The 14,245-nt window shown below is 52.3% G+C and carries 10 protein-coding genes; 8 read left to right on the top strand and 2 right to left on the bottom strand.

Annotated features, from left to right (window positions below):
* Positions 1-1,569: a DHA2 family efflux MFS transporter permease subunit gene (locus CKQ53_RS17705; protein ID WP_094118787.1), complete on the bottom strand. Its 1,569-nt coding sequence runs from the start codon at positions 1,567-1,569 to the stop codon at positions 1-3.
* On the bottom strand, positions 1,566-2,699 hold the full coding sequence (locus CKQ53_RS17700) for an HlyD family secretion protein (protein ID WP_409359769.1): 1,134 nt from the start codon (positions 2,697-2,699) through the stop codon (positions 1,566-1,568). The genes CKQ53_RS17705 and CKQ53_RS17700 overlap by 4 nt, the downstream gene beginning before the upstream one ends.
* A gap of 851 nt (positions 2,700-3,550) precedes the next feature.
* Here CKQ53_RS17700 and CKQ53_RS17695 point away from each other — a divergent pair.
* The 8 genes from CKQ53_RS17695 (at position 3,551) to CKQ53_RS17660 (ending at position 14,132) form a co-directional block, all read left to right on the top strand.
* Positions 3,551-4,069: an Hcp family type VI secretion system effector gene (locus CKQ53_RS17695; RefSeq protein ID WP_118894653.1), complete on the top strand. Its 519-nt coding sequence runs from the start codon at positions 3,551-3,553 to the stop codon at positions 4,067-4,069.
* Positions 4,070-4,292: 223 nt separating this feature from the next.
* Entirely contained in the window at positions 4,293-6,260 is a 1,968-nt protein-coding gene (locus CKQ53_RS17690) for a type VI secretion system Vgr family protein (protein ID WP_118895255.1), read from the top strand.
* Positions 6,253-7,065, top strand: coding sequence for a DUF4123 domain-containing protein (locus tag CKQ53_RS17685; protein WP_118895253.1), 813 nt, complete (start codon positions 6,253-6,255; stop codon positions 7,063-7,065). Before CKQ53_RS17690 ends, CKQ53_RS17685 begins: the two co-directional genes overlap by 8 nt.
* Positions 7,066-7,073: 8 nt before the next feature.
* Positions 7,074-8,684, top strand: coding sequence for a hypothetical protein (locus CKQ53_RS17680; RefSeq protein WP_094117341.1), 1,611 nt, complete (start codon positions 7,074-7,076; stop codon positions 8,682-8,684).
* Positions 8,635-9,564 carry an IdsF gene (locus CKQ53_RS17675; RefSeq protein ID WP_094117342.1) on the top strand — a complete coding sequence of 310 codons (930 nt, stop codon included), beginning with the start codon at positions 8,635-8,637 and terminating at the stop codon, positions 9,562-9,564. Before CKQ53_RS17680 ends, CKQ53_RS17675 begins: the two co-directional genes overlap by 50 nt.
* Before the next feature lie 389 nt (positions 9,565-9,953).
* Positions 9,954-10,220: a type VI secretion system PAAR protein gene (locus tag CKQ53_RS17670; protein WP_085652575.1), complete on the top strand. Its 267-nt coding sequence runs from the start codon at positions 9,954-9,956 to the stop codon at positions 10,218-10,220.
* Between the two features lie 712 nt (positions 10,221-10,932).
* A complete protein-coding gene (locus tag CKQ53_RS17665) occupies positions 10,933-12,915 on the top strand; it encodes a PTS mannitol transporter subunit IICBA (protein ID WP_094117343.1) in 1,983 nt (660 codons plus the stop codon).
* Positions 12,916-12,986: 71 nt separating this feature from the next.
* On the top strand, positions 12,987-14,132 hold the full coding sequence (locus CKQ53_RS17660) for a mannitol-1-phosphate 5-dehydrogenase (RefSeq protein WP_085652573.1): 1,146 nt from the start codon (positions 12,987-12,989) through the stop codon (positions 14,130-14,132).
* Positions 14,133-14,245: the final 113 nt, after the last annotated feature.

The following is a 14,245-nucleotide window of genomic DNA, read 5'->3' as shown; positions in this document are numbered from 1 at the left end:
TTAGTGTGCTCCAGCACTGCCTTTGCTCTTGATGGGAGAAAGCAGCAAACAAAGAGGAATGAGAAGCAGAGCGATAATGCTGAGGCCCGTAAAAACGTCTATGTAGGCAAGGATACGCGCCTGGGCAATCATCTCTTTATACAGTTGGCCGGTGGCGATGGACATCGGATCGCCCGCCATCGTGGAAAAATTTTTGACCGCGTGCGTCAACCGCTCCAACGCGAGATTGAACGGTTCGTTAAGCGGCGTCATGGTGTGGACCATGCTGGCGCTATGCACCTGCTGCCGTTCGGTGATCATCGCCGTGGACAGCGAAATGCCGATCGACCCGGCCACGTTACGGCACATGGTGAACAAGGCGGACGCATCCGCATTCAGCCGTTGCGGAATGGACACGAAGGCGATAGTGGTGAGCGGCACGAACAGGAAACCGAGTCCGATGGTTTGGGCGCTACGCATCAATATCAGCGTGTAGAAATCCACGTTCGGCGCCAGCGTCGACGAATACAGGAACGAGGCTGCCAACGTGGAGAAGCCGAACGCAATCATCCAGCGAGTCTGCACCAGCGGCATCAGTTTCAACGCTAACGGGATGGTCAGCACCACCAGAATCGCGCCCGGCGAAAGGATCATCCCCGACCAGGTCGCGGTATAGCCCAAATCCTGCTGCGCCAGCTGCGGGATGACCACCGCACTGGCGTACATCACCAGCGCCATGCCCGCCATGAGCAAGCAGGACACCGCGAAGTTGCGGTCTTTCAGGCAGTGGAGATCGACCACCGGCTTTTTGGCATAGAGCAGCCAGTAGATCGCCCCCACCAGTCCGATTGCCGTCAGGATGGCAAAGGTAATGATGAAGTTGGAATGGAACCAGTCGTCGTCCTCGCCGCGGTCCAGCATGACCTGCAGACAGCCCAACCCCAGCGTGAGCAGGCTGATGCCGATGTAGTCGATACTGAGTTTGCCCTTCGCCGACTTACGTTCCCACGGCGGATCTTCCAACAGATGATAAATCGCCAGCACGCTCAGGATGCCGATGGGGATGTTGATGAAGAACACCCAGCGCCAGCTGTAGTTATCGGTGATCCACCCGCCGAGCGTCGGCCCGATGACGGGCGCGACGATCACCGCAATCGCCGAGAGACCAAAGGCTTTACCGCGATCTTCCGGTTTGAAGTAATCGAGCAGCACCGACTGCTGTACGGGCTGCAGGCCGCCGCCAAAGAAGCCCTGCAAGATGCGGAACAGAATGATCTGCCATAGCTCTGTTGCGATACCGCACAGGAAAGAGCAGATGGTGAACATCACAATACAAAGCAGAAAGAAGAGCTTACGGCCGAAGGCGCGGCTCAGAAACGCCGAGATAGGCAGCACAATGCCGTTGGCGACCAGATAGGATGTCAGCACCCACGTCGACTCGTCATAGCTGGAGGACAGCGAACCCGCGATATGCGGCAGGGCGACGTTGACGATGGTGGTGTCCAGGATCTCCATGAACACCGCAAGCGTGACCGTAATGGCGACTAGCCAGGGATTCCCGGCCGGCTGCCAACTCTGGTTCTGGCTCATTCCACCGTCACCTTGGGCTCAACCGACAGACCCAGCGGCAGCGGTCTTTGCGGATCCAGCCCTTTATCAATGACGATTTTCACCGGAACGCGCTGCACGATTTTCACGTAATTGCCGGTGGCGTTTTCCGCCGGGAACGCGGAGAAGCGAGAACCGGATCCCATTTGCACGCTGTCGACATGGCCTTCGAGCTTCATATCCGGCCATGCGTCTACGCTGATCTCGACTTTATTGCCGGGCCGCATCCGCTCCAGCTGTGACTCTTTAAAGTTGGCGGTAATCCAGGTGTTCGGGGACACCAGAGAGAACAACGCCGTGCCCGGCTGGACCAGACTGCCGACCTGCACGTTGCGGCGAGTGATGAATCCGTCGTAGGGCGCGCGAACCTCGGTGTAGGACAAATTAAGGTTGGCGGTATTCAGCTGGGCCTGCGCCTGTTCAACCTGCCGTTGACGCGCTTCGACGTTGGTGGCCTGCTGGCGGATTTGCAACGCGACCTGCGAGGCGACTTCCACCTGTGCCTTGGCGCTTTCCCATTCCGCGCGGGCGCTTCTTAACTGCGCGCTGGCGGCGTCAATGTTGCGTTGCGACGTGGCTCGCGGATCGACGCCCCGCTGACGTTTGTCATCTTCCTGCGCATTGAGGTAGTTGGCCTGCGCTTTGGCGAGCGTCGCCAGCGCCTGATCTTTCTGCGCGGGATACTGAACCTTCGCCAGATCCAATGCGGCTTGCGCCTGATGCAGCTGCGCCATCGCCAGTCCCAGCTGCGCTTGCGCCTGATCGCGCTGCGCGGTGTTATCGCGTGGATCGATGACCACCAGCACGTCGCCCTGTTTAACGAACTGGTTATCTTTCACCGACAGTTGAGTGACGTAACCCGAGGCTTTCGGGGCGAGGGTGACCGCGTCGGAGTCGGTAAAGGCGTCATCGGTGGTTTCGATATTGCGGCTGGTCAGCCAGAAGAACAGGCCGATGATCAGCATGACCACCACGACAATAGCCAAAATAATCAGCGGCTTCTTGCCGGGCGTTTTGCGTTCCGTGGGAGCGCTGTCTGGGGTGTGGTTCTGCGGGTTGTCGTCCTGATGACGCGGGTCATTCTCAGACGGAGAAATAGATTGATTAGCCATAGTTCTCATCGATAAACGACGGACTCAAACCAAGTCCGCGAAATGAATACTGCCATTATGAGACGGACGTTAAATCCGGCACTCCCAAATACAGGCGATTGCGGATGGAGGTGATTGGCGTAACTCGCGTTGCTGTTTCCCTTTCCCTCTACGCTGTTTTTGACCTTATGACTAACGCGTCTGTCAATCAAGGTAGGATTAAGTAAATTAGTGCCAAAAAAATGCAGGAATACGCGTCAAAAAATGAGTCCGCCAAGGAAATAAACTCACATTTTTTGGGCAACGATAATCTGAGTTCTCTTGGGGAGAAAATGGCTGTATGGCTTCTAATTAGCCGGAATATCGTATATTTCACCATTAACTTGCCATGTCAGGCTTGCTATCGAGGAAGAATCTACGGGGCTTTTGGGACGTTATAATGAGGTGCGCAGAGGGAAGAAAAAGTGACACGATTTGTAACGATCTTTTCAGGGTTCTTCGTTTTGTCGCTTGCTAAGTACTTGAAAGCTCATATTTTCATTCCCGAAACACATGACATTTTGTGTCAATTGCGTGACAAAAATGGGTCTCATCATTTTGCTGAGTTATTTTCTCCGTGAGCCTCAAAGTAGTTAACATATGGAATAATTGCCAAATCTGCGCAACTTCTTGCGCACTTTCCAGCATAAATCACTTTTTGCGCAATGTTTGCAAACGATCTGCGCATTCTGCGCAAGTTTTTGCGCGAGTATTGGATAGGGTAAAATTCGTATTTTAAATTCCTTTATAAAACAGAGGGATAGAAGTTGGCATGATCATTGCATTGTTGGGCGGCGAAAGTAAAAAACCGTTCAACAACAAGGAGCATGACTATGCCAACCCCATGTTATATCAGCATTGAAGGGAAAACTCAGGGCAACATCACCGCCGGTGCTTTCACCTCTGACTCTGTCGGCAACATCTACGTGCAGGGCCACGAAGACGAAATGCTGGTGCAGGAATTCAACCACGTTGTGACCGTACCGACCGACCCGCAGTCCGGTCAGCCGTCCGGCCAGCGTGTGCACAAGCCGTTCAAATTCACCGTGGCGCTGAACAAAGCCGTCCCGCTGATGTACAACGCCCTGGCGTCCGGCGAAATGCTGCCGACCGTGACCCTGAAATGGTACCGCACCTCGGTAGAAGGTAAGCAGGAGCACTTCTTCTCCACCACGCTGACCGACGCGACCATCGTGGATATCGACTGCCAGATGCCGCACTGCCAGGATCCGTCCAAACTGGACTACACCCAGCTGATCCAGGTGTCTCTGTCCTACCGTAAAATCGACTGGGAACACACTGTTGCCGGGACCTCTGGTTCTGATGACTGGCGTGCGCCGGTCGAAGCGTAATGCCGACCACCCGGGCCTTTGGCCCGGGTTTTCCACTTCTGGCGGTCACCACCGCCATCATCGACGGATGTTGCGGCGTGGGCAGACCCAGGCCACAGCAAAAGCACAAAGATAAAAAGCACACAAAAGTACCGTCCACCATCACGGCGGTATCGCGGGCGCACGGAGCCACACTCCGGGGCGTGCGGTAGCCGTGGCGTCAGGGAAAAAGGAGAGGGATAACGTGGCAAGCATGACCGGGCTTCAGTTTACCGTAACGATAGGCGCGCTGCCGGAGAGCACATTCTCGGTAGTGGATTTTCAGCTGGACGAAGGGCTGAACCGACCCTTTGCGCTGGGGTTGTCGCTGGCGAGCGCGCTGCCGGCTGTGGACTTCGGCGAGGTGCTGGACCAGCCGTGCGAGCTGCTGGTGTGGTACGAAGGCGAGCTACAGCGGCGGGTCAGCGGCATCATCAGCGAGTTCGGTCAGGGCGACACCGGCTTTCGACGCACGCGTTATCAGGCGGTGGTGCGCCCGGCGCTGTGGCGGCTGGGACTGCGGACCAACGCCCGCATCTTCCAGGCGCAGAAGCCGGAGGATATTATCAGCATCCTGTTGCAGGAAGCCGGTATTACCGACTTCGCGTTTGCGCTGCGCAACGAGCACGCCCAGCGGGAATACTGCGTGCAGTACCGGGAGAGCGACCTGGCGTTTATCGAGCGTCTGGCGGCAGAAGAAGGGCTGTTCTACTTCCACGAATTCGAGGCCGGTAAACACCGGGTGGTGTTCGCGGACGACGCGGTGGCGCTGGGCAAAGGCCCGGACCTGTTCTTCAACCTCGCCAGTCAGGGCCTGTCGGAAGGCGCGTATGTGCGCCAGTTTAACTACCGGGAAGCGGTGCGCACGGCGGAAGTGGAGCTGAAGGACTACAGTTTCAAAACCCCGGCTTACGGCCTGTCCCACAAGAAATTAGGTGAAGCGTTAGACCATCAACGTGAGAGCTACCAGCACTACGACTATCCGGGGCGCTTCAAAAAAGACCCGAGCGGCAAGGCGTTCAGCGGCCATCGGCTGGATGCGCTGCGGGCGGATGCGGTCACCGGTCAGGGCAGTTCAAACGCCGGGGCATTGATGCCAGGGAGCGCATTTACCCTGACGGAGCACCCGAACCCGATGCTGAACATCGCCTGGCAGGTGGTAAACGTGACCCACATCGGCACCCAGCCGCAGGCGCTGGAAGAAGAAGGCGGCGGCGAGCCGACCACGCTCAGTAACACCTTCGGCGTGGTCAAGGCCAGCACCACGTGGCGACCCGCGATGCCGCACCGCCCGATGGTAGACGGTCCGCAAATCGCGACGGTGGTTGGCCCATCAGGCGAGGAGATTTACTGCGATGAATACGGTCGGGTGAAGCTGCAGTTCCCGTGGGACCGTTACGGCGCGAGCGACGACCAGAGCTCGTGCTGGGTGCGGGTGAGTCAGGGCTGGGCGGGCGGTCAGTACGGCATGGTGGCCATTCCGCGCATCGGCCATGAAGTGGTGGTGAGTTTTCTGGAAGGTGACCCGGACCAGCCGCTGGTGACGGGAAGAACCTTTCATGCCACTAACCCAGTTCCGTATCCCTTACCGACGCATAAAACACGTACTGTCATTCGCTCTGACACTCATAAGGGTAAAGGCTTTAATGAACTGAGCTTCGAAGATGAAGCCGACAAACAAGAGATCTTCATTCACGCACAGAAAAATATGGCGGTGAGGGTGCTCAACTCCAAGGATGAGCGCGTTGAATATAATCGGACCTCCAGTATCGGTCACGATGATGAGCTGGTTATTGCCAACGATCGTAAAGTGACGGTAGAGGGCAATCAGGATCAGAAAGTCACTGGCAACAATCTGATGTTGACTGAGGGTGACCAGGGTATACAGGTAAAAGGCGATCTGGCCCAGAAAATTAGCGGTGTTTTTAGTGTAGACAGCAATGGGGATTTGACGCTGCAAAGCGGCAGTAAACTGACGCTCCGAGTCGGGGGCAGTTTTGTTGTTGTGCACTCAGGCGGTGTGGATATCAAAGGAGCGGCTATCAACTTAAATTCAGGGGGAAGCCCCGGAGATTTGTCGCTGCCCGCAGAGCCCGCGATATTGAAAGCGGCGGCGGCTCAGGGAACGATGTTTGTGGCGCATTGCCCGGCCAAGGAGAAAAAAGATGAGTGAAATAACCAGCTGGGCAATTGTGGATGCAGCAGCGGAACCTGACTTATTTCTTATGCTGGAAGAATTTGATCCTCCACATGCCAGTTTATATGCAGAGCCAATACCAGAAGAGATTGGACGATTAGCTCCGCATTTGGTGAGAGCTGATGAAGCTGTAATTCAGTGGCTTGCACTACGCGAAACTCCCTGGGGAATACAGTTTGAAAGTCGGGCAAATATGAAAACGCTGCGTCAGCATTTACGCAAGTATTTACATGTTCAGATTCCCGGGGAAGAAAAGCCGGTTTTTTTTCGTTTTTATGACCCGCGGAATATCTGGCCCTTACTAACCGTACTTTCTGAATGGGAGAGGCACTCTTTTCTCGGTCCCATAGAGGCGATAATGACGAACTGGCAGGGAACGCAACGGTGCGAAAGATTTGCCGAATTGAAAGCACAATTTCCTTTGGAAAGTATTTCAAGGAGAAAAGTCATGCGTTTCTCGCCAGTGCAGATGGATGAGTTAACGCTTATTTTTGAGCAACGCTATATCGAAGGGTTGGTTAAAAAAATTAAAAATCATGAGAGTGAAGACAAGTCGGTTGATTTAAAGAAAATTGGTGAAATATTTTTCTGGCTGAAACAGCAGGGAATTACTGATGATAGAAGTATTCGTGGGTTATTTAAGTTATTTCACTCTCGTCATTGCCTGACTCTGGAGGACATTCCTGCGGATTTCAAAAATGTACTCTGTAACGAAGAGAAAAAAGGCGTTTTTAAAGCAGAAGTGCTATTACTCAGGGAATTGGGCTGCGTGCCCTTATAAGGGGAAATATGATAAGTTTGACGGCAGGATCACCATCATGTAATTGCGACAATCCAGACACCTGCATTCATGCATTTTCATTGAAAGTGAAATCTAGAACATTTGATTATAATCAGGCTGATTTTGTCACAACGGTAGAGTCCATCGATGCAACTGGAGATGGTGTTCCTATTTCGCTCTATCTGACAGGGAAAGGCTGTGTTTCACATAATCCGTTGTGCCCTCGTGGCATTCTTTATGATTCTGCGGGGAATAGCACACCTAAAGCTTTCAGTAACGGCCTCACAAATTATGTATGTGACTATGGAAAAGGAAAAGAAGCTGTTTTTTCAACCCACAATGCTATTGATTTCCTGAGAGAGTATGTTTTTTCGAAAAGTATCAGAGCATTGTTACCTAAGGCGCAATATACTTTGCGAGTTGGACAATGTAATGGTCACTCTTTTGTTAGTGAGTCATTGCTTTTTCTAAATACCATGTCACAAATATTTAGCTTACCTTCCAGAGATGCATTTCGCACACAAATTTTTATTTATCCAGCATTTAGCTGGGATGCCAGCGTGATTATTGGTACTGATGTGACAGTTACCGAGTTTACTGAACGGCAACGAAAACAAAAGGCTAAAGAAGAAAATACAATCAATGGAAATCCACAGCGTGGGAGTCGTGGTTGGACAAAACGCCCTAAGGAGGAAATAAGTCACTCCTTGGAATTAGGTGGAGAATTTACCTACACATTAGGTAATAATCCCGCTCATGATTATTCATCTTCGATGAAAAAAGATTTTAAGCAAAAGGCTGGTAGTCTTTCATTACTAAATAAGTCGTTAAAATCTATTGATTTTGTCAGGAAAGCACTATCTACGAGAAAAGGCGGGAGTGAGGAAATAACTTTAATAGATACGGAAATTATCTATCCAGCTATTACTATTAATGCTAATGGGGAATTAAAAGAAGATGAAACCTCTGGTGATATTTATATTGAAAGAGAGTTGTCTCTGGGTTTATCTCCGCTTATAGGAATGAAAATTACACTGGATCTTCTTCAGGCATTTGCCGCCTGGTATTCTGCAGATGTTTTATTAGCGGCGGTTCGCGAAAGATTGATGTCCCAAGAACAGGCTTATGAAGAGGGCCGTAATGCTGCTTTTTTTGGCACTCAATTTTGGCTTATCACAGAAGGAAGTATCAATTTCACACTGGTATTTAAATCTGACGCGAAGAATGAGTGGGAATGGCAAAAGGATGAATTAGCAGAAGTAAAGCTAGCGTTGACTACAGAAGCAAATGTTCGTGCAGGAGTGCGATTCTATATCGCAAACGGCGCATTAACAATCGGTGGTAAAGCTGTGGCAGAAGGGTGTATAGGGCTAGATGCACCTACAAAAGATAAACTAGATCTGGTATTTTACCATAATGGAATTGTAGCCAAAGTATATGTTAGTTACACCGTTGGGATATCGTCTTCACCTGATACTTCTGATACAGAAGGGGCGGGATTTCCAAAAAATAACGGCGGTATAAAAAGGCCTGACGAAGAAAACAAAAGCGAAAAGGAGTGGGTGATTCATGATAAGTTGGAAAAAAGTGATTCGAAATATCGGCTTAATATCATTTAACCTTGTTATTTTGATAACGTTATTCCCAGCCAGGGCTGAAAACATGATCAAAGAAAAATATTTGTTCTCTTTTAAATCAAATAAAAGTACGTGTGCTCTAAGAGTTAATGAGCTTTCTGCCGCTGATACAACCTTGGCTTCTCAAGGAACAATGTCAGCAGGTTTTAACCTGACGGCTTTTTTAGAAAATGGTGACAATGATATCGAACTGCTAATGGGACCACAGGATTATGAAAATCCCAAAACTCTATTTTCAGATTCATCCTGTCAAGTTATTGTCACGAAAAATACGGCGACCTCTAGCAAAGAAATCGCTAATTTTAAGTTAAGTGTGAGTGAGAATAAGGAGATTACCGCAAGTGATTCTGTTGCGAGAGCCAACAGCTCAAAGGTATTTGAAGGTTATACAAGGAATGAACAAGATTATGGTTTTTATAAGGTCAGAGGAAAATTAAAAATTGATGGGTTGCCCCGCTGGGCATGGATTAATGCAACCTCTGTGACTGAGAACGATTTGCCCAAAATTAAGGCCGCCTATATGGATATTTGGGCAATGATGAAAGATCGTGATATCGAAGGACTGAAAAAAGTTACACAAATTTCAAATCAGGAGATGGCTTTTGCAGAGGGGACGAATACGGGGGTGATATTTTCCTCTACAGATTTGCCTCAACACGTTGTCGACAAAACACTGACACCAATGCCTATCGAATGGGATAAATATCACCTGATAAAATACCGGGATGGACGTCTTTTTCGGTTAGGTGTGGGATATTATCAGCATTCTCCCTTGAGATTTAAAAATAAAGAAGGGAAAGTTGTGTTTGGATACAATCCTTATTTCTCTATTGTAGATGGTAAAATAAAACTGGTAAGGTGATATTTTTAATTCATGCTGAGATAAATGAGATCTATATCTCAGCATAACAACATAAAATAAATACTTTCTTTTCTGGTGGACTATGTGCTGAAGGCTTGTCTGATTGTGCTTTTATACCGAGTTACGGTTGGTCGCCTTCAAGCAGGGTTTTATTATAGGTCTACCGTACCACGTTACTCTCTAGAATTGGCTTCACTCCAGTAGCTTTGGAGCCTAGGTCAGCAGAGGACTACCGTTAGCGAAAAACGGCGGCGTTTAATCTAGGCTCAGGATGTACGCGATTCAGTCAGATTTGGCTCGTATTGCATTTGATCGCGTCATTATGTTGACTTAAAGCGACGACTTTTAATCCCATCGCATCATCAGATCAATAATGGAGAAATAAAATTATGGGAAATGCGGTTAAATTGGGCGACATCGATACAGGGCACGATAGCCATCCTCCGACGTCAGTTATGGCTGGTTCTTCCACGGTTAAGGTGGATGGTCTTCCTCTGGCTCGTCAAGGCGACCCTTTAGCAGCTCATGGTCACGCACGTAACATCAGCGGTGGTTCATCAACGGTCAAGGTGGATGGTAAGCCCGTCGCGCGTACCGGCGATGCCGTGGGATGTGGGGGGGTATTAATCGGTGGAGGTACCGTCACTATCGGGTAACTTGTTCGAAGTGATACCCCAACTCATCGATATTTCAAACCAACGTATCACTAGCCGAAAGTCAGCCAGCTGCGGTGGGCTCTTCATCCGAGGCGCAAGATATTACCTCCAGGTCATCACGTGTCAGCCCTTTCATTTTGTTTCCCTGAAGGGGCTATGACCTTGACGGGCGCGATCTTAGGCACGATGCAGTCAGCTAGTCTGCTATGGTTTCAAATCTCCGCCTTATCTACCAGTTTCAAATACTCGCCTTATCTACGACTAATCCTTCGCTACCTTCTCGCGTTTCAACTCCTCCTCTGTAATTAAACTACATTTCTCCCCAATTTCGCCGCCGAAATGGAGAAGGGAAACCCTCGGCCTATATTCAGGACTCTGAATCGAACGGTGCAACGTGACGCAAGTCACAATGTTAAAACAAAGTTACTGAATTGAAGTGTGAGGTGAGTCACGAAAGAGGGGCTGCCGAGCGCTCATTTTTTACAATGTAGCTGAATTTCAGATCTGATTTGTGATGAGGATCGCGTGAAATCCTACCTGAGGTGGGGTAACTGAGTGATCCCAGTCACAAATTCCCCTCGGGGTACTGGGGGCGGAAACGGCGTGATAGAGTCGATTTGTCTACAGAACGACCGATGGTTTTTGGCGAAACCATCTCACTATTACGACGCGCACCGTCCCTGAGCGCGTACCACCGAGGGGAGTAAGTTTTATGCTATCACCAACTGTTAAGGTCAAGATACAGAATTTTGGCCGCTTCCTCAGCAACATGGTGATGCCCAATATCGGCGCATTCATCGCCTGGGGCTTAATCACCGCGCTGTTTATTCCTACCGGCTGGCTGCCGAATGCAACTCTGGCCAAGCTGGTCGAACCCATGATTACCTACCTGTTGCCGTTGCTGATTGGTTATACCGGCGGGCGGTTGGTCGGCGGCGAACGCGGTGGGGTCGTGGGCGCTATCACCACGATGGGCGTCATCGTCGGCGCAGACATGCCGATGTTTATGGGGGCGATGATGGCCGGACCGCTGGGCGGCTGGGCAATCAAACGCTTCGACCGCTGGGTGGATGGCAAAATTAAAAGCGGCTTCGAGATGCTGGTGAACAACTTCTCGGCCGGGATTATCGGGATGTTGCTGGCGGGGCTGGCCTTTTTGGCTATCGGCCCGCTGGTCTCCTCCTTGTCCAAAGTGCTGGCGACCGGAGTCAATCTGCTGGTACAGGGCAACCTGTTGCCGCTCACCTCCATTTTCGTGGAACCGGCCAAAGTGCTGTTCCTCAATAACGCCATCAACCACGGAATTTTCTCCCCGCTCGGCATCCAGCAGGCAACGGAAACCGGCAAATCGATCGTCTTCCTGATTGAAGCCAACCCCGGACCGGGGCTCGGTCTGCTGCTGGCCTACATGTTCTTCGGCAAGGGCAGCGCGAAACAGTCCGCGCCGGGCGCCGCCATCATTCACTTCTTCGGCGGTATCCATGAAATTTATTTCCCTTATGTCCTGATGAATCCGCGTCTGATGCTGGCGGTGATCCTCGGCGGTATGACGGGTGTTTTCACGCTGACGTTATTCAATGCGGGGCTGGTGTCTCCGGCCTCTCCCGGCTCGATCTTCGCAGTCTTGCTGATGACGCCGAAGTCGTCGCTGATCGGTGTGGTGCTCTCTATTTTGATGTCAGGTCTGGTCTCGTTCCTGGTCTCTGCGGTGATGCTGAAACGCGTGCCGGTAGGCGATGAGGAAGACAATGGACTGGCGGACGCGACCCGTCGTATGCAGAACATGAAGCAGAAATCGAAAGGCAGCAAAGCGCCGGGCGCAGCCCAACCACAGCCCGTGATGCGCGCGATGCTGGATGCTTCTCAGGATCTGAGTTTGGTGCGACGCATCATCGTGGCCTGTGATGCCGGCATGGGGTCGAGCGCAATGGGCGCGGGCGTGCTGCGCAAGAAGGTGAAGGATGCCGGACTAAACCATATCTCGGTCAGCAACATGGCGATTAACAGCCTGCCGGACGATGTCGATCTGGTCATCACCCATCAGGATCTCACCGCAAGAGCGTTGCAGCACGCGCCGCACGCGATTCACGTCTCTCTCAGCAACTTCCTCGACAGCGGCTTGTACAACGAGCTGACGACCCGGCTATTGGCGGCGCACCGTCCCGTGGCGGCGAACGATAACCGGCTGATTAATCAAACCATTGTGGCGGCGAATGACGACTGGTTCGATCCGGCGGAGCACGAAACCAACCTGTTCGAGCTGGGTGAAAACAACATTTTCCTCAATCTTCAGGCCGACGACAAAGAGCAGGCCATCCGCTTTGCGGGCGAACAGCTGGTCGCGGGGGGATATGTGGAACCCGCCTACGTCGAGGCTATGCTACAGCGCGAGGCCATGACCTCCACCTATCTGGGCGAATCCATCGCCGTGCCGCATGGCACCGTTGAAGCCAAAGACCGCGTGCTGCGCACTGGCGTCGTGATTTGCCAATATCCGGAGGGAGTCAGATTTGGCTCGGAGCCGGACGACGTCGCGCGGTTGGTGATAGGGATTGCCGCCCGCAATAACGAACACGTTCAGGTGATTGCGCGTCTGACCAATGCCCTGAATGACGACGGCATCATCGAGCGGCTGGTGGAAACCCGCAGCGTGCAAGAGATGCTGGTACTGCTTTCCGGCGAACGCGTGGCGTAAGGCCCGTTGGACCGGGGTTAACCGGTCCGTGCGTTTAGCTCAACGGTTTTGACAAAATATCGAGGTCTACAATGAAAGCGATTCATTTCGGTGCAGGCAATATCGGTCGCGGCTTCATCGGCAAACTTCTGGCGGACGCCAAGTCCGAACTCATTTTCGCCGACGTCAATCAGCCGTTGGTGGATCAACTGGCCCATCAGCAGCATTACGAAGTGCATGTTGTTGGAGAGGCGTCGCGTGTTGAACAGGTTAATCGCGTCAGCGCGGTGCATAGCGGCAGTCCCGACGCCATCAATGAAATCGCCCGCGCGGATATCATTACTACCGCCGTCGGGCCGCAGGTGCTAAGTAAGATTGCTGGCACGCTGGCGCAAGGGCTGATGGCGCGGCATGAACGCGGCAATCAGCAGCCTCTGAATATCATCGCCTGCGAAAATATGGTGCGCGGCACCAGCCAGCTGCGTCAGCATGTCATGGCGGCGTTGCCTGAGACCTTGCATGCGTGGGTCGACGAGCATGTGGGATTTGTGGATTCGGCCGTAGACCGCATCGTGCCGCCCAGTCCTGCGGCGAACGACGATTCGCTGGAGGTGACGGTTGAAACGTTTAGCGAATGGATTGTCGACAGTACCCAGTTCAAGGGCGATTTGCCGGTCATCGCTGGCATGGAGCCGACGGCCAACCTGATGGCTTATGTCGAGCGCAAGTTGTTTACGCTCAATACCGGCCACGCGATTACCGCGTATCTTGGGTGCCTGGCAGGTTACCGGACGATCCGTGAAGCGATACAGGACGACGCGGTGCGCGCGGTGGTAAAAGGCGCGATGCAGGAAAGCGGCGCGGTGCTGATTAAACGCTACGGGTTCGATCCGGCGCAGCATGCGGCCTATATCGACAAGATCCTCAGCCGTTTTGAAAATCCGTACCTGCACGATGACGTAGAACGCGTGGGCCGTCAGCCGTTGCGTAAGCTGGGCGAGGGTGACCGGCTGATCAGGCCGCTCCGTGGTACGCTGGAATACGGGCTTCCGCATCGTAATCTGTTGATCGGTATCGCCGCGGCGCTGAAGTATCGCAGTCTTGAGGATGTGCAGGCGCGCGAAATGGCGGCGTTGATTGACGCGAACGGCGTCGAACATGCACTGATCCAGATCGCCGGACTGGAAGATCGCCCCGAGGTTGTCACGCAGGTGGCAGCGTTGTATCACTCCCTGTAACGCAAGGTGAAAAACGATACCAATGCCAGAACACAGTTATTCTCCCGCAGATAAACGTCGGGTGGCGGCTTCCGAGCCGAACCCGGCGCAGGAACCGGAGCAGGAAAAGGTGC

The sequence above is a fragment of the Lonsdalea britannica genome (assembly GCF_003515985.1).
Classification (GTDB): domain Bacteria; phylum Pseudomonadota; class Gammaproteobacteria; order Enterobacterales; family Enterobacteriaceae; genus Lonsdalea; species Lonsdalea britannica.
Note: the sequence above shows the minus strand (reverse complement) of the source record. Positions and strands in the feature narration are given on the sequence as shown.

Coding starts and splice junctions, on each gene's coding strand:
- CKQ53_RS17675 (WP_094117342.1), top strand. CDS start 8,635: ATGATAAGTTGGAAAAAAGTGATTCGAAATATCGGCTTAATATCATTT.
- CKQ53_RS17695 (WP_118894653.1), top strand. CDS start 3,551: ATGCCAACCCCATGTTATATCAGCATTGAAGGGAAAACTCAGGGCAAC.
- CKQ53_RS17680 (WP_094117341.1), top strand. CDS start 7,074: ATGATAAGTTTGACGGCAGGATCACCATCATGTAATTGCGACAATCCA.
- CKQ53_RS17665 (WP_094117343.1), top strand. CDS start 10,933: ATGCTATCACCAACTGTTAAGGTCAAGATACAGAATTTTGGCCGCTTC.
- CKQ53_RS17660 (WP_085652573.1), top strand. CDS start 12,987: ATGAAAGCGATTCATTTCGGTGCAGGCAATATCGGTCGCGGCTTCATC.
- CKQ53_RS17700 (WP_409359769.1), bottom strand. CDS start 2,699: ATGGCTAATCAATCTATTTCTCCGTCTGAGAATGACCCGCGTCATCAG.
- CKQ53_RS17670 (WP_085652575.1), top strand. CDS start 9,954: ATGGGAAATGCGGTTAAATTGGGCGACATCGATACAGGGCACGATAGC.
- CKQ53_RS17685 (WP_118895253.1), top strand. CDS start 6,253: ATGAGTGAAATAACCAGCTGGGCAATTGTGGATGCAGCAGCGGAACCT.
- CKQ53_RS17705 (WP_094118787.1), bottom strand. CDS start 1,569: ATGAGCCAGAACCAGAGTTGGCAGCCGGCCGGGAATCCCTGGCTAGTC.